Annotated in this window: 14 protein-coding genes and 1 pseudogene; 4 read left to right on the forward strand and 11 right to left on the reverse strand. The window is 37.2% G+C overall.

Annotated elements, in window-relative coordinates; all coding sequences use genetic code 11:
• The first annotated feature begins 246 nt into the window (after positions 1 to 246).
• Together EL17_RS01510 and EL17_RS01515 are read left to right on the forward strand one after the other, a co-directional pair.
• Positions 247 to 4,278 (forward strand): hybrid sensor histidine kinase/response regulator transcription factor, encoded by a 4,032-nt coding sequence (locus EL17_RS01510; RefSeq protein WP_035069115.1) that lies wholly within the window; start codon positions 247 to 249, stop codon positions 4,276 to 4,278.
• 222 nt (positions 4,279 to 4,500) lie between these two features.
• A complete protein-coding gene (locus EL17_RS01515) occupies positions 4,501 to 5,943 on the forward strand; it encodes a glycoside hydrolase family 76 protein (protein ID WP_240485912.1) in 1,443 nt (480 codons plus the stop codon).
• Between the two features lie 299 nt (positions 5,944 to 6,242).
• On the opposite strand, the gene EL17_RS01520 is transcribed toward EL17_RS01515, so the two are convergent.
• The 7 genes and pseudogenes from EL17_RS01520 to EL17_RS01550 all read right to left on the reverse strand — a co-directional run bounded on the left by EL17_RS01520 (position 6,243) and on the right by EL17_RS01550 (position 13,392).
• Positions 6,243 to 6,938: an immunoglobulin domain-containing family protein gene (locus EL17_RS01520; protein ID WP_035069121.1), complete on the reverse strand. Its 696-nt coding sequence runs from the start codon at positions 6,936 to 6,938 to the stop codon at positions 6,243 to 6,245.
• A 31-nt stretch (positions 6,939 to 6,969) separates the two neighbouring features.
• Positions 6,970 to 7,896, reverse strand: a pseudogene (locus EL17_RS01525) (IS1595 family transposase).
• A 407-nt stretch (positions 7,897 to 8,303) separates the two neighbouring features.
• Complete coding sequence (locus EL17_RS01530; protein ID WP_035069124.1) at positions 8,304 to 9,530, reverse strand: MFS transporter; 1,227 nt, start codon at positions 9,528 to 9,530, stop codon at positions 8,304 to 8,306.
• Positions 9,531 to 9,711: 181 nt separating this feature from the next.
• Positions 9,712 to 10,011 carry a Dabb family protein gene (locus EL17_RS01535; RefSeq protein WP_035069126.1) on the reverse strand — a complete coding sequence of 100 codons (300 nt, stop codon included), beginning with the start codon at positions 10,009 to 10,011 and terminating at the stop codon, positions 9,712 to 9,714.
• 151 nt (positions 10,012 to 10,162) lie between these two features.
• The gene (locus tag EL17_RS01540) at positions 10,163 to 11,095 is read right to left on the reverse strand and encodes a TlpA family protein disulfide reductase (protein WP_084166073.1); all 933 of its coding nucleotides are present in this window, start codon (positions 11,093 to 11,095) and stop codon (positions 10,163 to 10,165) included.
• Positions 11,096 to 11,291: 196 nt separating this feature from the next.
• Positions 11,292 to 12,155 carry a phosphoenolpyruvate hydrolase family protein gene (locus EL17_RS01545; protein ID WP_035069132.1) on the reverse strand — a complete coding sequence of 288 codons (864 nt, stop codon included), beginning with the start codon at positions 12,153 to 12,155 and terminating at the stop codon, positions 11,292 to 11,294.
• Positions 12,133 to 13,392 (reverse strand): Tm-1-like ATP-binding domain-containing protein, encoded by a 1,260-nt coding sequence (locus EL17_RS01550; RefSeq protein ID WP_240485913.1) that lies wholly within the window; start codon positions 13,390 to 13,392, stop codon positions 12,133 to 12,135. The genes EL17_RS01545 and EL17_RS01550 overlap by 23 nt, the downstream gene beginning before the upstream one ends.
• Before the next feature lie 264 nt (positions 13,393 to 13,656).
• Here EL17_RS01550 and EL17_RS22430 point away from each other — a divergent pair, with 264 nt between their 5' ends.
• Together EL17_RS22430 and EL17_RS23015 are read left to right on the forward strand one after the other, a co-directional pair.
• Positions 13,657 to 13,851 (forward strand): hypothetical protein, encoded by a 195-nt coding sequence (locus EL17_RS22430; RefSeq protein WP_051719711.1) that lies wholly within the window; start codon positions 13,657 to 13,659, stop codon positions 13,849 to 13,851.
• 2 nt (positions 13,852 to 13,853) lie between these two features.
• Positions 13,854 to 14,027, forward strand: a complete 174-nt coding sequence (locus tag EL17_RS23015) for a hypothetical protein (protein ID WP_084166074.1) — start codon at positions 13,854 to 13,856, stop codon at positions 14,025 to 14,027.
• Between the two features lie 649 nt (positions 14,028 to 14,676).
• On the opposite strand, the gene EL17_RS23385 is transcribed toward EL17_RS23015, so the two are convergent.
• The 4 genes from EL17_RS23385 to EL17_RS01570 all read right to left on the reverse strand — a co-directional run bounded on the left by EL17_RS23385 (position 14,677) and on the right by EL17_RS01570 (position 20,018).
• The gene (locus tag EL17_RS23385) at positions 14,677 to 14,982 is read right to left on the reverse strand and encodes a hypothetical protein (protein ID WP_164674899.1); all 306 of its coding nucleotides are present in this window, start codon (positions 14,980 to 14,982) and stop codon (positions 14,677 to 14,679) included.
• A gap of 333 nt (positions 14,983 to 15,315) precedes the next feature.
• The gene (locus EL17_RS01560) at positions 15,316 to 16,038 is read right to left on the reverse strand and encodes a 3-keto-disaccharide hydrolase (RefSeq protein WP_035069183.1); all 723 of its coding nucleotides are present in this window, start codon (positions 16,036 to 16,038) and stop codon (positions 15,316 to 15,318) included.
• Positions 16,039 to 16,202: 164 nt separating this feature from the next.
• The gene (locus EL17_RS01565) at positions 16,203 to 18,176 is read right to left on the reverse strand and encodes a c-type cytochrome (RefSeq protein WP_035069135.1); all 1,974 of its coding nucleotides are present in this window, start codon (positions 18,174 to 18,176) and stop codon (positions 16,203 to 16,205) included.
• Between the two features lie 12 nt (positions 18,177 to 18,188).
• Positions 18,189 to 20,018 (reverse strand): 3-keto-disaccharide hydrolase, encoded by a 1,830-nt coding sequence (locus EL17_RS01570; RefSeq protein WP_035069138.1) that lies wholly within the window; start codon positions 20,016 to 20,018, stop codon positions 18,189 to 18,191.
• Between the last annotated feature and the right edge of the window lie 82 nt (positions 20,019 to 20,100).

Genomic DNA, 20,100 nt, shown 5'->3' on the forward strand with positions numbered 1-20,100 from the left:
CGAGAATTGGGAATGACAAAAAAACTTCAAAATATGTTATATTTCCTTCAAATACATTTTTTCAGTGTATTTAAAACACAAAATCAGCAATTTTAATTTATGATATGGTCATTCGTCAATATTTTAAAATAAAAAAGAAATATACCCCCTATAATATTTTCAAGTACCAAGCTAAATCGTTATATTTCTTTTAAATTACACTTTCGAGAATATTAGCGATAACCCAAAACCCGAATGAATACCTTCATGTGTAAGCTCACAATATATTTATTGTTAATTGCTATTGGAATTTTTTGTAATGCTAATGCAAATGATAAAAAACTTTATTTTGAATATCTAGATACCAAAAAAGGCTTATCTGATAATTCAGTCTTCTGTATTCTACAAGATAGTCAAGGTTTCATTTGGATAGGAACTAAAAACGGGCTCAATAGGTACGATGGAAACACTTTTAAAATTTTTGATGCCGAACCAAACAACATGCATGGATTGGAAAACCATCATATTAATTCACTTATTGAGGATAAAAACGGAAATATATGGATAGGTACTAGTGGTGGACTATATATTTATAATCCTGAATTAGAAAATATCACCAGATTTAAATCTTCATTTTTTAAATCCGGCAAAATGATGGGATCAGTTTCTAATATTAAATGCGACCTAGACGGTAATATCTGGATAGTAGAAAATTCCAGTAACTTATATAAATACGAAACTGATAAGGAAATTTTAATTAATTATAACCAAAATCCAAAATATAAACAAATGCTGTTTGGACATATTGCCGATATTACAGTGGATAATTCAGGGAACTTATGGATAGCTGTCAATGATCGGGGATTGGTTAAATATGCTCCATCTAGTGGTACTTTTGTGGAATTTCTTGATGAGAAAAGCATCCTTAATAAAGATTTTGTAAGAGTAATCTTAGATTTTGATTCTACCATATATATAGGAACTACAAAAGGTGGTTTGGGCACTATGGATAAAAAAACGGGACAATTTAAGCATTTAATTAAATCAGATAATTCCGGCAATTCCATTTTTGTCCGTGATTTGAAAATTATAAATGAAAAGGAAATATGGATTGCAAGTGAGTCCGGCTTATATATATATCAACCCACTACTGGAAATATTCAAAATGTGAAAAATAATATTAATGACGCTTATAGCCTTTCAGATAATGCGCTTTATACGATATATCAGGATAGAAGTGGTAGTATTTGGATTGGAACCTATTTTAGTGGGATTAATTTTCTCCCCAATCATTCTAGTAACTTCGAAAAATACTATCCGATTTCTAACCTAAATTCAATCAGTGGAAAGCGGATACGGGAATTTGTACAAAATGAAAAAGGCCAGTTATGGATAGGTACGGAGGATGCCGGATTAAATCTATTTGATCCAAAAACTAAATCCTTTGAAAATTTTATTCCTAATTCTAAAAATGAAGGAATATCATATCATAATATTCATGCACTGGCACTTAAAAATAACGAACTATGGATAGGCGTGTGGAGCCAAGGATTAAATATATTAAATCAAGAGACCAATAAAATTCGAAAAGATGTATTAATTAATAAGGACGGAACTACAGTTGATAGTGATATTTTTTCTATTTATTTCGATCGAAGCAACCGTGCTTGGTTTGGTACCGGGGAGGGCTTGTACTTATATCACGAAAACGATAATTATTATGAACATATAATTGAGCTTGAAAATCATTTTATCCATGATATTATTGAGGATAGATTAGGCAATTTATGGGTGGCAACCCCACAGGCAGGTTTATTTAAATTTAATCTTGAAGATAGGAGTGTTAAAAATTTCTTTCCAAAATCAAATGATAATAAGGCAATTTCCGACTTCTCAGTAATTACTTTATTGTTTGATAAAAACAATACACTTTGGTTAGGCTCTGAAGGCGGAGGCCTATGTCAATTTAATGAAAGTACTGATTCATTTACTTGTTATAATACTAAAAATGGATTTCCAAGTAATACTGTTTATAAGATACTGGAAGATAATGATGGAAAGTTATGGTTGTCAAATAAATCAGGAGTAGTTCGTTTTGATCCAGAAAGTAAACATTTCTTACATTATACAAATAGCAATGGCCTGCCTAACAGCAACTTTAATTATAAATCAGGTATAAAAACCGATGATGGAACAATATATTTTGGGACCTTAGATGGTTTTATTTCTTTTGATCCCAAAACATTTAATATTGATCAATTTAATCATCCTTTGGTTTTTACCGCAATTTATTTGTCTAACAAACTGGTTCAGATAGGTGGTGAAGACCCAATTTTAACAAAATCAATATCCAAAACAAAAGATATTTTATTAAAGCATAATCAAAATTCTTTAAGTTTTGAATTTGCTTCTCTTAACTATACTGCCTCCAATGCCATATCATATGCATACAAAATGGAAGGGTATGATAATGATTGGATATTTCTATCAAATAACCAAAGAATAAACTATTCAACCCTACCCTTTGGCAAATACCAGTTAAAAGTAAAAACATTCAATAATCTCGAAAATTGGGATGAAAAAGAATTGATACTTAATATAGAAATTCTACCTCCTTTCTATAGGACTAATCTAGCCTATTCTATATACTTCATTGCGATGATCCTCATTTTTAACTATATAAGAATAACATATAAAAATCGGCTTAATCAGAGACATAATTTAGCCTTAAAATCCTTACAAGATGAAAAAGAAAAGGAAATATACCAATCAAAAATTGAGTTTTTCACTAACATCACTCATGAAATAAGAACCCCACTTACACTTATAAAAGGACCTCTTGAGTTTATCTTGAAAAGAGCTTCGTCTTATGATCGTGAGCTTCAAGAAAACCTAACTATGATGAATAAAAATACGGATAGGCTAATAAACTTAAGCAATCAATTATTAGATTTTCGTAAATCAGAAAAAGAATGCTATTCACTCAATTTTATTAGATCAAATATAGGCGACTTATTGGTAGATATATGTGAACGCTTTATGGGAAGTGTTCATAATAAGCATTTAAATTTCAAAATTATCAAACCAGAAACCCCTTTATACGCAGATATAGATAAAGAAGCACTAACTAAGATAATTAGTAATTTACTTACTAATGCCATAAAAAATGCCTCTTCGTTTGTGCACGTTAATTTGGAAGACATCAGAACTACAAACTTTAAAATAAACGTAAGAAATGACGGACTAGTCATTGATAAGAATTTACGTTTTAAAATTTTCGAGCCTTTTTTCCAAATTAAGGGACAATCATCTGAAGGGATTAGCCATGGATCAGGCCTAGGTTTACCATTAGCTCTATCTTTAGCGGAAATGCATAATGGCAGATTATATTTGCAGGAAAATGCAGTAGGTAATTACAATACTTTTACCTTAGAACTTCCATTTATCCAACAACAGGTGATTTTAATGGACATTAAGGAATTGGATTATGGGGAAGCAGATCCAATCGAGTATTACCCCTCAAACATTAAAACATATCAATCCGGCCAGCCTATCCTTCTATTAGTTGAAGATAATAAAGAACTTTTAGATTTTCTTTTTACCCAATTGCAAAATCATTATCAAATCTATGCTGTCAAGAATGGAGAACTGGCACTTAAAATCTTAGAAGAGAAGCCTGTCGACTTGATCATGAGTGATGTAATGATGCCTATCATGGATGGGTATAAATTATGCAAAGCGGTTAAAACCAATATAAACTATAGCCATATCCCTTTTGTGATGCTTACCGCAAAAAACACAATACAATCAAAAATAGAAGGTATGGAAATGGGAGCTGATGCTTATATTGAAAAGCCATTTTCTATGGAATATTTACTTCTGCAATTGAAAAATTTATTGAATTATAGAGATCAAATAAGAAAATCGTATACCGATAATCCTTTTATAGACTTCAATACAATGGCCCATACTCATGCTGATGAAGAATTTCTTTCAAAGGTAAACTTAGGAATTTTAGAAAACATGGGAAACCAACAATTCGGTGTCAATGAATTGGCCAATGTCCTGTGCATGAGCCAATCCAGTCTTTTGAGAAAACTAAAAGGAGTTTCCAAATTGACACCTAATGGGTATATACGCTTGGTGAGATTGAAAAAAGCTGCCGTTCTCCTTCAAACGGGCCAATATAATATTGCTGAAATAAGTGAAATGACCGGTTTTAATTCCCCTTCTTATTTTACCAAATGTTTTCAAAAGCAGTTTGGGGAATTGCCAAGCAACTATACCAAAGTTGCCTAATACTCATTTATTAACTTCACAAAGAAATAGAATTCAGGACTATGCATGCATGGTGAATACTATTTATAGTACTGAAAAGCGTCTAAACATTAATGGAAACTAACCCTCAACAATGACCTATAGTCAGACTAATCTATAAAATTAAATATAGGTGATAACTATTGAGCTATTATTATTTAACCATTTCTATCAGTAAACTTTAAAGATGAATTAATGACTTTGATGACCAATATATTATACGGCACCATTTTCGCCATTCTTTTGGGAAATGTGTTAACATTTAAGAATCTAGATAAAGAATTTGGTCCTGATTTCCCTTCAGAATTTACCACACTAGCTGAACAAAACCTACTTCGGGCCATGGACATAATGGACAATGCAGTTGAAGCTCACTTTAAGGGTGAAGGAATGGCCATGTCGAGGTATTATAACCCAATTACTGAATTAAGTTCATCCGAGTTGGGAAGTGTCTGGATGTACACTGCAGCTATTGAAGCAGTAAATTCCATACTTCACTCTCTTGAAACATTTAAAGCACATGGGAATGCTTCTCTTTACAATAATTATTTTGAAAAATACACAGCTCTTTTAGAAAGGCTTACTGACAACGCAGATTTTTATTTGGGTACCTTTGAGTTGACATCCTATACCCAGACCAAAGAATGGACTATTTATGGTGTACATAGAGCTAACACTAAAGGTTTTGCAAAAGTTAATGGGATAGAAAATGTATATGATGATCAAATGTGGCTCATTATAGTATTTATCGAAGCGTATAAAGCTACGGGCAATAATGACTATCTAGCAAAAGCAGAATATTTGACAGAATATGTACTCGATGGTTGGGATAATACGATAGACTCAAATGGAGTTGAAAGAGGAGGAATTCCTTGGGGACCAGGTTATGTGACTAAACATGCTTGTAGTAATGGTCCTATGATTAGTCCGCTAGTGTGGCTATACAAATTGTATAGAAATCAAGCCGATGAGATTACCAACAAGTTTATTGACCCAGAAGATAGGCAAACAAGAAGATCTGAACCGCTCAAAAAAAGTGAATATTATCTTGATTTTGCAAAAAAAATCTATGTGTGGCAAAAAAAATCTTTGATGCGAAATGATGGTGTCTATGACGATATGATGGGTGGATGTATGCCTGGAAGTCCGGAAATTGAAACTATTGACAACATTAATTATAGAAAAGGTATTTCTTGTCATGACCGTATAGGCCCTGCTATTTCCTATAACAGTGGCACCATGCTTTCAGGGGCGGCTGAATTATATAAGGTTACCAAAGATAGAGTTTACATAGAAGATGCCAGGAAATTGTCTGATGCAAGTTTTCAATATTTTTCCATATTAGATAAAACCATTCCCGGTCATTATACTTTTGATATAAGTGGTTTTAGAAACTGGTTTAATGGCGTATTGATGCGTGGGTATGTAGATATTTATCCCGAGTATACTTCAGTTGATAATTATTTAGACTCATTTCAAAAAAACCTTGATTATGGTTATGAAAAATTTTATTGCAACGGTTTTCTACCTACAGATCTACTGAATGGCTGGAGCAACAACATTGAAGATAATAATACAGAAGGAATGTTTAGCTTTGCTTATGCCACTCAATATGCTGTTTTAGCTAGTCATGAATTAAAAAAATAATGTACGAGATTTGCAAATTTAAATATCTTCAAAGTACTATTACAATTATAAATCCTAAGGGTATTTTAACACCGCTTAATTATAAACCTTTTAATTTACAACATCTATAAAGTTATAAATATCGAAAAAAATGTATATAAGCACTTTCTTCACCTTTATAAAACCATCTGAAATACCTTTTACCTCTTATGTATTTATCCTCATTTAGTTTTATTAGCTAGAGATCCTATGCCACTACATCATGAATTTTTAGCAAACAAAAAATTCATGATGTGCATATAAACAATAATAACACAGATTTATTTTATTTCCACCACTTCAGTTTTCATTTGGCAGCCCTCCAAAGATATACCATAAAAAGACAATGATTGTCTAAGTTTTTCTGGGCTGGAAATATCCAGTTCAAAGGAATATTTCCCTATATCAGCTCCATCATACAAATAGAATCCACTGGCACTTACCTGGTTAAGTTCCTCAGTAAGTTGCAGAAGGGTTTTACCCTTGGTATTTAGGTGCGCATTTGATAAATTTAAGCTTTGCTCCACCCCTTCTTTTACCTGATAAATATGGGAAGCCAATAACCCTTGATCAGCTACTTGCAGACATTGGGCATATACCGTTTCTTCCCCCTTCAGGTCAATGAAAATATCACTTTGCCGACTGATTACTTCCGCCACTTTCCAAAACAGGTCCCCAACTACCTCCTCTTCAGAAAAACGGAGTGTAAAATTGAAATTTTTACCCTTCCATTGGGGATCCATTCGGTATTGGTAGTCTCCCCAAATTTGGGAAAAAATATTATCCAGTTCACCGATCGCCTGTCTGAAACCTTCCCCACTGCTCTGACCTGAAATTTTGGTAAAACCAGTTTCCTCCATTCTATTCAATTCGAAGGAAAATGTATCTCCTTCATAAGAAACTGCAACAGGGCTCTTCGATGAAGTGGTACATGCTGCAAATACAAATAATACAGTTATAAATATAATGATTCTCATAATGCTTTTTTTCTGATGATTCTATATATGATTATCCGCTACTTTGCCAGTAGGGTTGAATTGATACATTAACTAATCTGTCAAAAAGCCTTTCGCCAAAATATCTTCTGTTTAGCTTGTAACAATACTCATTCATGTAATTTTGAAGCTTTCTTTCAGATACCATTCTATATTTTCTAAGATCACTTTTAAGACTACTTATTACCGTATGAGCCCATATAAGATTAAACTTACCTTCATTTGAATTGGAAATCTCTTTTATATGTACATCAATGAAATCTTCAAAATTTGTATAGGTAGGGCTTTCATCCGTCTGAACCACAGTATCAGGGTCAATTAAATCTTTGACCAGATATTCAGCAGTCTTGACTTTTAAGTTATATATCTTTTTCATTTTAAAGTATCTACAGATTTTGGTCAATTTCCCAGTTTTCAAATCTTCCAAAATGGTGGACTCTGCCATTGCAGCAACAATGGATTTTTGCTGTGTACCCCTTCCTCTATTGAGCTTTTCTTTTTGCTTGGTTGAAAGTTGCTTTGGCTATATATGCTTCATCATATTCTACCATATCTTCAAGCTTATAATCATCATCCCTTTTGCCCATAATAATTCTGATCTTATGATAAAGATCAAAATGGTCTGGTATCTGGTAAAACCCATCTGGCGTTTAAGTTCCAGAGCACTGAACCCCTGTTTTGTAGCAATGATAAAGGTGATTGCCATTTACCATTGCTTTAAAGTCAAATTACTGTTTTCCATTACAGTACCGCTTTTTATACTGGTTCGGAAGCTACACTCTTTACATTGAAACATGTACTTCGAATGAAGCCAGTAATGGTCAGAACCTTTACACTTTTTACAGATTACGCCTTCTCTGATCCTTTTATCCTTAAAATATTCGATACAGGAATCTTCATCAGGAAAGCGTTCATTAAATTTTAAGATATTCTTGGTCAGAACCTTTTATTTTGACCAAGTAACGGATTCCGTCTTCAAGATTCAACTTATTATCATAAGCTGTCAAACTTAAATTTGGCTACTGGCAGAATTCCGTATATTCATATTTCTTTAAATAGCGGACAGTTACCCAAAATCAAGGAACATAAGTGATGAATTGCTTTCTTCTTGGTAATTGTATTTTTTATCTTTCCTGTCCTAGGCATATACCACTCAAATCAAGGAATTATTTCCCTGAAATAGGATTCCATTTGTTAAAAGAGATTACTTATCCAAGCCCAATCTGCCATCATCTATTATACGGTAAAAGGTAGTCTTTTTATCCATTTTATCATAAATTACTAACAGGCCTTCATATTGATAAATGCAATGATTCTTTTGGTTTTAGGTATTTACATATTTTTAAATTATTGTTCAAGCATTTCTTTAGTACTTGTTGAATTTCTTTGCCAGAAAAACAAAATGGTAAACAGCAAAATTAAAATGACGGGGAATATCACCATTTTCTGTAAGGTATCCTGTCCTGCCGCCAGTTCCAATGCCTCACCGGAAAGTCCTTGACTCATATTTTCTGCAGTAGAACTATCTATCCAGCCACCGATGATAGGTTGGAAAATAGCAGTGGAGAACATCCCCACCCCACCTATAACCGACATGCCCAAAGCACTGCTCAAAGGAACCCTTTGCGCCACCGCTCCGACCATTACCGGCCAGAAGTAACAAATGCCTATGGCGAATATAACTGCTGCCAGATACGCCATCTGACCAGTTACTGTACTGAACATATATATGCCTATGGTTGCCAATAGTGCAGAAATCAGCAGCACACCCGTCTGTCCAAAATTTGCCACCACCGGCCCGGCAAAATATCGGCCCACCGCCATGAGCCCTGTAGTCAGTGCCAAGATTATCATCGGCTCCGCACCGCTGCTGCTCAAAACTACACTTACCCACTGATTGGGACCAAATTCAGATATAGCGGTAAGGGACATGCACACAAACAAAAATAAATACAAGGGACTTATCATCGCCTTGAAATTCTCTAAAAGAGAATTTGCTCCTTCCACCTTTGGTTCCGGAAAAGATTTCCCAAAAAACAATACCGCATAAATGACTGTTGGCACCATAATTAGCCACATTTGGTTTTCCCAGGATATTCCGAAATCCGTCATCACAAAGGAAATTAATGAACCGAGCAATATCCCTCCCGGAAACCACATATGGAACCTGTTCAGCATTTTGTTCATTTTATTGCCTGAGTACATATCCGCTATCATAGGGTTACAGGCCGCTTCTGTACAGCCGTTGCCAAATCCGATAAAAAGAGTGGAAACAAGCAATCCGGTATACCCACTAGCATAAATGGTCAACACAATCCCCAATGTATGGGCAATAAACGCTACTGTCATTATATTTTTGGGACCAAAGGAATGATAGACCAATCCCCCTATGATCATGGAAATGGGCATTCCCAAAAACCACATAGAATTTATAAAGCCAAGTTGCTCAGCAGAAAGACCAAATTCTTGCCCTAATTGAGGAAGAATTCCTGCCCTAATTGAAAAAGAAAAAGCTGTAGTAAGAATAGCAAAACAGCTCCCATTAAACAAGGCACTTTTGTTGAGTTCTTTCATGGATTTTAAATTATTGATATTAATCTTTTCTTATATTTAATATTCAAACAACATAGGTAAATGTGAACTGACAAAATTTATAGTTATCATTAGATCTATACTAATATTCATGTGTTTTTTGTATTTATCATTCTAAAGAAAGAACCTATTGATCCATAGATGAAAGAAAAAACGTCCTATGTTAAGGAATATAATCTATTACAAATGCATCTTCCAGAATATCCAGTTTCTCTAACATTTGCCCAAATTCCTTATGTTTGGGATGTGGCAAATATTCGTCCCTGGCTGCAGCATCTTCAAAAGTAAACATGTATACATGGGTATAGCCAAGATTTTTTTGCTCGGGACTGTCGTTGATCCCATGTTCAAAGGCAACTATGCCGGGGATGGTGTTTTTCAGTTCGGCTAATGCAGCAGTCACCTTTTCTATCTGGTCATGAGTGGCAGTTGGCTTATATTTAAATATTACTATATGTCTCATATGTTCTTGTTGTTGGCAGCCTGTATAAAATACGGAAATGAAAATAATTAATAATGCTATAATTGTTCTGTTTTTGTTCATAAAATCACTTTCGCTTATAATATAGGGATAACACTGACTCAGATTTTCTTAAACCACTTTTGATTTAATTTTAATTGGCATACATTAAATTCCTTTTATAATCTTCCAATTGTTGTTGTAATGAAGCTTCTATTTCGTTAGGAGTATTATTACCTGCTCCTTTGCTTATGTATGTTATAATACCGGAAGGATTTATAATAATATTAATAGGATATGAATTGCCAAAAATATTTCTCACTTCTTCATTTGCAAAAGCCATTTCATAATTAAAAACCTTAGCTCCTGAAAAACGCTCAATCCTGCTTCGCGGGTCGTCAGTCAAAGCTATAAATCTTATGTTTTCATTAAGCTTGTAACGCTCTACTATCCCATTTAAACCAGGAATTTCCTTTATGCAGGGGGAGCACCAAGTGGCCCACCAGTTAATTATTACAAATTTATTCTTAAATTGACTTGAATGAATGGTCTCACCATATAATGATTCTAGGTTCATTTCCGGAAATAATGCATTTTTACGTAATGGGTTTTCAATAGTATTTATTGAAATATTATTTATTAATTCTGAACCATCCAACCAGGCATAACTTAAATTTAATGAATCAACCTCTATAATCCGTACCGAAATTTTGTTCATGTCCTCATTAAATTCGATATCAATATCTTTCGTCCGATAACCAAGAGAATCAATTTCATTTAAATCTACTGTAGAAAATTTAGCTGGCATCCCTTGTAAGTCAATCCCAATCCAATATCCATTCTTTGAACCCTGCATTAATTTTCCGAAAAATACCTTTAGGCTATCAGTTCCTGTGTCAAGAATAGCATAACTAAAATTTTTAAAGGGTAAGTGTTTTTCCAAAGACTCAAGACTTTCCGGTAATCCTTCATTAAAAACAATCTGCTTATGAGGATCTATTTCATTTTTATTACAAGATTGAACACCGATAACCAGCATTAAAATGTATGGGGATATCATCTTGTTAAACTTAAATTTTGTTTGCATCACCTTTTATTCTGGGCGTTATATACTATTGAGAAAAATAAGAATGGATGTTGTGTTTAGAAGACAAATAAGTGTTAACCATCTTTTAGATTTTAAATTAATTCTAGACGGCTTTGCTTATAAATTTCCTATTACCTGAATTCTATTTTTTAATATAACAGCTAAATCCCCTCAATATGGGATGTACAGCTCTTTATCAATTGTCCAATTTAAGAGATTTAAACTCTCTGGTAAGATTAGTCAGTGATTCCTCTACCGCCATTCGCTCTAAAGAAGACGCACCAACAAATCCCTGAACATCAGTGCTGTCCAGTATTATCTGCACATCAGCGGGCGTATTGATAGGACCCCCATGAGCCAAAAAGAATATATTAGGATTAACTTTTTTCCCGGCTTCAATAATCTCATTTGTACGCTCAATAGCATCTTCCATGGAGCAAGTAGCATTAACTACTCCAATGGATCCTCCTATTGTTGTTCCCACATGAGCTATGATGGCATCTGCACCAGCTTCTGCCATTAATTTTGCTTCTTCGGGTTTGGCTACATACACTATAGAAAACAGATCCATTTTTGAAGCTAATCGAACCATTTCTACTTCCTTTGAAAAGCCCATTTGGGTTTCTTCAAGGACCTGTCTAAAATGGCCATCCACAATAGAATGGGTTGGAAAATTATTGACCCCTGAAAAGCCCATTTCTTTAACCTTTAATAAATGATGCCACATTCTACGGCGAGGATCTGAAGCATGAACTCCACAGATAACCGGAATTTCTTCAACTACTGGAAGCACTTCAAACTCACCGATTTCCATAGCAACAGCATTGGCATCTCCATAAGCCATTAATCCAGCAGTAGACCCATGGCCGGCCATTCGAAATCTTCCAGAATTATATACAATTATTAAATCAGCGCCTCCTTTTTCTATAAATTTAGCACTGATACCAGTTCCAGCACCTGCAGCTATTATAGCTTTATTTTGATCAATACTATTTTGGAGTCTGTCTTTTATCTCTTGTCGGGTGTAAGGATTGCCCTTACCTGTCCATGGATTTGGCATAGTTTAAATTTGTTTGTTTTTTTAAGTTTATCAATAATGTTTTGACAGCTGTTTCTGCAAAGAAAATACTATTTATATGTGCATCTACCTCTAAAATTTGCACACTTTCTGCGGCATATCTTTTTATAGTTTCAAATAAAACTTGATCTATTTCTGGATGAAAGAATATGTTCCCCTCACTATCTATTTGAGAAATACCTTTAAGTGGCAATAAAACTGAAGTTACAGCAGTAGATTTATTTAACTTTCTAATCAACTCTTTAGCTAATATTCTATTTTCATTTTTATTTGTCCGCATCAGTGTCGAATCTGGCCCCCAACTATATAATTTTCTCGTTTTATATTTAGTGGGTACCAAATTAATAGGGCCAAAATTCACCATATCCAGACAACCTGGAACTACTACTTGAGGTATACCCATTTCTACAGCAGCCATAAGTCTTTTAGGGCCAGCACTAGCTGATCCGCCGAATAGATCATCTGCTAGCTCTGTAGTGGTTATATCTAAGACGGCTTGAAAAAAATTCTCCCTTATTAAGGACTCCATAGTTAATCCTCCAAGCCCATTTGCATGAAAAGCGAACACTTCATACCCTTTTTCTTCTAAAAATTTCGTACACATATCCACGCATGGAGTGGTGTTGCCAAACATACTAATAGCAATTTTGCCAATGGCTTTCTTGCTTTTCTTTTCTGAAACAGTTAGCATAGCTGAAATGGCTGCCGCTGCTTGACTTATCAATAATGAACTTATGCTATTGATGCCAGCCACATCAACAATAGAAGGCATCAATAGAATATCCTTCCTACCCAATTGATTAGATAAGTCTTTACCAACTAATGTAGAAATACATATTTTTGGAATACCTATGGGAATTTGCTGCATTGCTGTTAATATTATAAATGTACCTCCTCCTCCGCCCATTCCTATGGCACCCTTAAGTCCTCCCTGAGCCACAAGCCTACTTACCAAAATAGCGGCACCTTGCCCTATTTTCTCCATAGCAAAATTACGGTCAGCCTTTTGTCTTAATTCAATAATATTAGAGCCGGCATAGTTGGCTAGTGTTTCTGATTCAAAATCCACAGGAAACACATCAGTTGATCCCATAATTCCGGTATTGATTGTTATAATATTTTTACCGTGTGATTTAAGGCACTTATACAAGTATCCAAAAACTTCTGCTTTTGTGTCAAAGCATCCAATCATCAATATGTAATCACCACTATTATCCAAATTAAATGTTAACTGATTTCATTTCAGAAATTTATGGCTAAACATTAAAGGAGTAGTATTAAAAATCATTCAAAATGTATAACATTTACGTTTTTATGCTATAAATAAAAGCCTTATGCCACTTTTATGCGAAATATTGAATAAATATTTACTTCTGAGAAATTCTTTTAAATATCAGATCTCCAAAAGTCGTGCACCACGAAGTGAATATACCAGCCAAACCAGCTGGCTTTTTCGGGATTCTAAACTCCCTTTCACAACCAGTTGGATCCCAATAACAGATGGGTAGTTCTCATTAATCAGGTTCCGTGGGATGACCTTGTAAGTCTTTTCAACAAACACACCCCACCAAAAGGTACAGGAAGACCTCCCCTGAATCCCCGGGTCCTGATCGGTGCATTAATCATCAAGCATATCCTCAACCTGGATGACAGGGGACAGTTACCCAGATATATGTAAACATGTACCTCCAGTATTTTATCGGCTACAGTTCCTATATCAAAGAACCGCCATTCGATGCCGCTCTATTCGTAGATATAAGAAAGCGACTGGTACAGGACCTTATATATGAGATGAACAGGAAAGTCCATGAATTTTTGATGGACAGAGCTATTAAAAAAAAGATGAAAGCATAAATGATAAAGATGAAACTGTCCCGGGAGATGGAGGAAACAAAGCAGAAGTGATCTACGATGCGACTGTCTGTCCGCAGGATATCGCCTATCCCACAGATCTGGGCCTGCTCAATAAGTCACGGGAAATCTCCCAAGAAATAACAGATGAGCTCCATGCATAAAACCGTCAGGGGAAATAGTCAAGGACATACCGTGAAAAGGCAAGGAAGGTTTATCTAAAGGGTGCACAAAATAAAAATCCCTCAAAAAAATTATCCGGAAAGGGATCAAATCCCAGCTCCAGCATCTGAAAAGAAACTTCAAAACGATTGAAAAACAGCTGGACGGCTTCAATGCCTTCCCCCTGCCGTACCGTTGCTGAGGACTTACTGGGTCATCCAGGCGGTATATGATCAGCAGTCCCGGATGTTTAACGCCAAAAGCCATCACGTGAAAGCCTGGATTGTGAGTATCCATGAGCCCCATGTTCGGCCTGTAGTGCGCTGAAAAGCAAATGCTAAGACCGAGTTTGGAGGCAAGATCCATCTGAGTTTAGTAGATGGATAATCCTTTCTGGTGCATTCCTTGAGGGTAGCCATCTGACTGACTATGTCGAAAAGTAGTGTGAAAGATTCGGTCATTATCCGGCAAAGGTTCTGGCGGATGTACTTTACTGCAGCAGGAAAAACAGGAAATTGCTGAAGGAAAAGAATATAAACTGGCGACCAAACTGTTGGGAAGGGCCTCGGCAAAGGCAGTGGAAAAGTACGTAAGTCCCGGAGAGAGGAATCCGATTGAAGGAAAGCTTGGACAGGCCAAAAACGGATACCGGTATGAACCGTATCAGGGCAAAGCTCAAAAACATCAGCCAGTCATGGATCACCTCCATTATCCTAGTGCTCAACCTGGTCAAATTGGCCGGGGAAGCACTATTTTGCCTGAGTTTTTCAGCATGGAAGGTGTTGGCAAAACTCATATTTATTAGTGTTAGAACCAGCATCTATGTTCCAGTATCAAAAAAACCCAGTCCAGATTGCAATCTGGACTGGGTTTCATACATTGGAGAACCTGAGTTTTTCAGCAGGCCCTAAGATAAGTTTTAAACAACATGTAAATGTATTCTATACAATCATATTTATATTTAGAACATGATTTATAGCCGCAAAATGACACCGGTACCTGATTTATATAAATCATTCGCAGTAAAAAATCAACACCTGGGTTTATGCATATCTATGAAATAATGTAACTTTTGTCTTTGGTGAAGCAAAAAAAACCGGGATGGAGCTCCCGGTTTTATATTATAACTTTATAATTTTTTAATTCTGATATTCCTAAACCATACGGCATCTCCATGATCCTGAAGTGCTATTTTTCCCTCTTTGTATTTGGCAAAACCTGGCCAGTTCTTAAACTTACTCGCTGCCACTAACTCATCCCACTGATCATCCCACATGGTAGTAGAAACAGTATTGACTCCATTTAGATAGAAATCAAGTTTGCCATCTTTTGATATGATCTCTGACTTGTTCCACTCCCCTACTGGATGGGATACTTCTTCACTGGAGGCTATCAGGTCATATAAATCTCCTGACCGGTGTTTGACTATCCTTGCATCAGGATGTCCGTCATTGTCTATGATCTGCATTTCGGGACCGGTAGCATAAGGAGCGTTGTACTTTTCTGATTCCTGTACATAAAACATCACCCCACTATTACCGTTTTTGGATATTTTCCATTCCAGCTGCAAATGAAAATCTGAAAAGATGTCATCCGTGACCAAATCTCCTCCTTTTCCGGAAGTAGGGTCCAGATAGAGCACCCCTTCGTGCACTTTCCAGGCCTCCCCTACTTCATCTTTATTATACCGTGACCAGCCTTTGGTGGAGTGGCCATCAAATAAATCTATCCACGCTGCATCTTGTTCTCGACTGGCAACGTCTTCCTCCGCACTAGAATGACTGCCGGCAGGATCACAACCTGTAGCTAATAGCGCTACGGTAATCATTGATAATAATGTTTTGTGTATCATATTTTTTCCAATAATCGTAAATATATTTCTTTTGCAAATCAGCTGCCACCGATAAAGCAATTTCACCCGTGATAACCCTCTCCATTTTCATGCATGTAAAGAAAGATACATATTCAGTAGGTTTCCCCACCAAAAGAATCGGATCTTGGTGTAGCAGCAGTTATTTATTGTTTTTTATTCAGTGAATTTATCCATTGAGCTATTTTAAGTGCATCTTCCCTTGTCACATGCGGCATAGGCGGCATAGGTGTCGCATACTCTGGCCAGTTTTCAGGTCTTGGGGTATGGATGAGTTCTATTATTTGCTCATTGGTATAGTTACGTTTGGCTACATCTACATATGCAGGACCTACCTGCTTGGTATCCCTGTTGTGGCAGGCCGTACAGGTATTTTTGGCCAGTATGGGTTTAACCACTTCAAAGGTTATCGCTTCTTGTTTCACTGGTTTTGCCGCAGGGGCTTCTTTAGCTGGCTTAGCCGGGGCAGCCGGGGCGGCTTTGGCTATTTTGGCTTTTTCTTCCTCCTCCTTCTTGACTCTTGAATCGAAAGTAATCACTGCCTTTCTATCCAAACCCTGCCCTGAGGGTATTTTGTTTAAGGTATAATAAGCAGATGGATGTACCAGTGAATAGGAGGTGTCTTCCTCCCTTATCCCTTCCAGGAAGAGATGATGGATGTAGTAAGGTTTTAATCCTTCCACTATTATACGTGCTTTCATTCTGTCATCAGACACCTGGACCCCTACTACCTTGGCATCCTGATGGTCCACAGGAGGACTTCCATAGACTGGATGATATTTGTAGATAAATGAAGATACAGCATAAGAAGCCAGATCTTCTATGGAATTTTTAGATGCTGGTTTGGTAAACGCTATCTCAAATCCATCAGGCTTAGCTTTGACAGTCCTAATATCGAATGGAACTTCACCGGTCCAAACCAGTCTTTCAAGCCCCTCATTAGCTTCTCCTGCCGACCCCCAACCGCGGTTGGTTTCCCCTACAAACAATGATCCATCCTGACCCCATGCCAATCGTAACACCCCTGATCTAAAATTACTTTTGAAATCTATGGAAACGCCCTGAAGCTCACCGTCCACTTCTTCCAAGTCCACCCGCATGATCTTACTCTGTCCCTGATCCCCTACCAGGATCTGACCGCCATACGGCCCCATGTGTTCTTCTGGGATTTTTATGGGTTCGGAAGTAGATATCCCCTGGATCCCATAGGGAAACCACACAGCAGGCAATTTTAGGTCTGGTATAGACTGCTTTGCCTCAAACATGGTTTGATATTCTTCTTCCACGATGTTTTCTGGCTTGATCATTCTTCCCTGTTCATTTTTATGCTGTCTAGGATCGATCACCTTATTGAATTCTTCTATGGTAAGCTTTAATGGGGAGTTGGGTAAACTGGTCCATTTCAACCCGGCAGGATGGCCGGCAAATGTTCCCTTTGTAATGTGCCATAAACCGCCAGAACCCATATAATCTCCCTGGTTTTCTGTATAAAACAACTTATCATCTATATATCCCAAACCTGCCGGTGAACGGACACCGGTGGCATAAGGCTCCATGGTTCCATCCTCGCTTATTTTTAAAATCCATCCTCTATAGGGGACACGGCTTTCTCCACGCCACCATTCTTCATTGCCAAACGCCACATTGCCGGAGACATAAAAATCACCGTCAGCGCCCTGAACAGGCCCAAAGCTATATTCATGGTAATGTCCTGATAGTGGCCAGGCAAAAACCGTTTCATACCTATCTGCATAACCGTCCTGGTTGGTGTCCGTCAATTTGGTAAGCTCCCCTCTCTGGGCACAATATAATGAGCCATTTTTATAATAAAGGCCCAAAACTTCATGCAGTCCAGAAGCAAATTTTCTGAAATGTGGTCTGGGGCTAGTGGGATTTTCTACCAGATAAATATCTCCTCTCCTGGTAGACACCCCTAATGTTCCGTTTGACAGCATGGTCAATCCCCCTACTTCCAATAGCGTACCTTCGGGACTGCTTACCTTTAAGACTTTATAATAATCCTCCTCCATAGGAGACTCCTGGGCTATTCCTTTTGCTATGGGCAGAACCATAACTAAAAGAAGCGCCCATATAATTTGTTGATATATATTTCTGATCATGGGTTGACTTTTTTAAAAAAACATGGAATAAGTGACGGATGTACCGACCGGCAACAGTAATTCAGTCGTATTTGACGCATTTTTAAGAATAGGTTTCTGCCCACCTTCAAACTGAATATAATAAGCTTTTTCACCAATGAGATAAAGACCATTCTCTATTTCCTTAATAGCTGAAGCTGATGCCACTCGTATATATAAATCATTACCTTCTCCATCAGTGGTTATTTTTCGTTTAATCCCTTCACCGCTAGAAAGGATCTCTATATCATCTATTACCTTCAGGCCATGAATCCTGTATTGAAAAGCCAGGTGATTAGGATCATCCTGGATGCTATATCCTTCGGGTTTAAAACCGGTACCTGTAGTGTCGTTAAGTACCAATACTCCATCAGCATCCTGACTACCGATGGCAAATGCCGGTTCACCAAAATACTGTACAGCGCCACGCGGCCGAGAGGAGCCATCCCCCCTACTGTTCCACATGGGAGTAGCATCTAAAAATCCGCCCCTCCATACCTGAATCAAACTTCCATGGGCCAGGTCATATGTATAGTGGACCCCATTGGTAGAACCGGCAGAAACAGCATGCGTTACCCTGATTCTTCCAGGCAGGTCCATAAAACTACGCAGCACTGGCTGTGTAACCGGATCCACTAAAATAGGGTCAGCCCCTACTCTATCAGGTGCTGCACTCTGGCTGTATTGGGTATCTCTTAATCCCGTACCTGATATGGACAGTCCTAAAGCTGAATTTACCCAATCCTGAAATTTAGAATAAACGAGTTCAAAATCATGTGTGCCCGCTTGCAGCTTCACCATATGCTGTCCCCCATTGCGGGTAAGTTCAATGACCTCTTGGCCGGCTATCTTAATATTGCCCATCCCTCCTGGCACCTGTAGGGCTATGTGGTAATCACCGGCTTCTTCTACCTGTAACTTTCCTTTGTACCGGATAAGAAACTGTTTCGATTTTGTACGGATATTTCCGGTAAGAAAAGAAGCTGAATTGTTTTGGGCTGCTGTGGCAGATGCAAAGTCAGGCAGTTGCTGATATTCCCCTTCATAGAGAATATAGCTTAGATCAAGGAGCTTCGGAGCAGGAGTGTCATAAGTTTTGACTTTTAAATTACGGAAAGCCACTGCCCCATGGTCACCCTGTAACCTTAGAGGGCCTTTGGCCACTTCCTTAGAAAACATGGCCCCTCGGGTAGGTCCATCCAGGGTAACATTATCATGGATCAATACCCCATTCAGCTCTACCCTTATCATTTTGGCCGGGGCAATTTTATTGCCCAAATCATCAAAACGGGGCGCTTGGAAAGATACTTTCAGGTGCTGCCACAAACCGGGGGCTTTGGAAGCATTTTGTCTGGGTGCATAGCCATTATATCCTTTGGCACCGGTGCGGGATTCGTCCCATCTTTCATATATGCCGCCATTGTCACCAGATTTAGGCGATACATTTGTCCAGCTGTCTATCAGTTGGATCTCATACATCCCTTGAATATAGATCCCAGAATTTGAGCCTTTGGTAAGCAAAAAGTCCACTTCCATATCCATATCACCAAACGATTCATTTGTATACAGATCTTTTCCTTTCTCACGTTTGGTAGGTATATTGACCAGTATGCCATTACCTTTGGAACTTTTCATACTTCCATCCACGGTAAGGCTACCCTGTACCTCCCCCGCCTCAGTCCATGATTTGCCGGGATCCTTAAACTGGTCCAGGGTAGTGAGATGAATGGTTTCTTGAGCAGTAACCTGATAACCTGATAGGCATAACAATACCATCAGGTATCCTTTACCTAACCGGACACATAATTTTCTATTCGTGTGCATTAATGTTTGTTGTTTAATTTTAATTGTAGCATGGTAAAAATAGGGGCAGATAACAACCGTCTTGCCCTAACCACCCCATATA

This window comes from Anditalea andensis (genome assembly GCF_000714815.1).
In the GTDB taxonomy this organism is placed as follows: domain Bacteria; phylum Bacteroidota; class Bacteroidia; order Cytophagales; family Cyclobacteriaceae; genus Anditalea; species Anditalea andensis.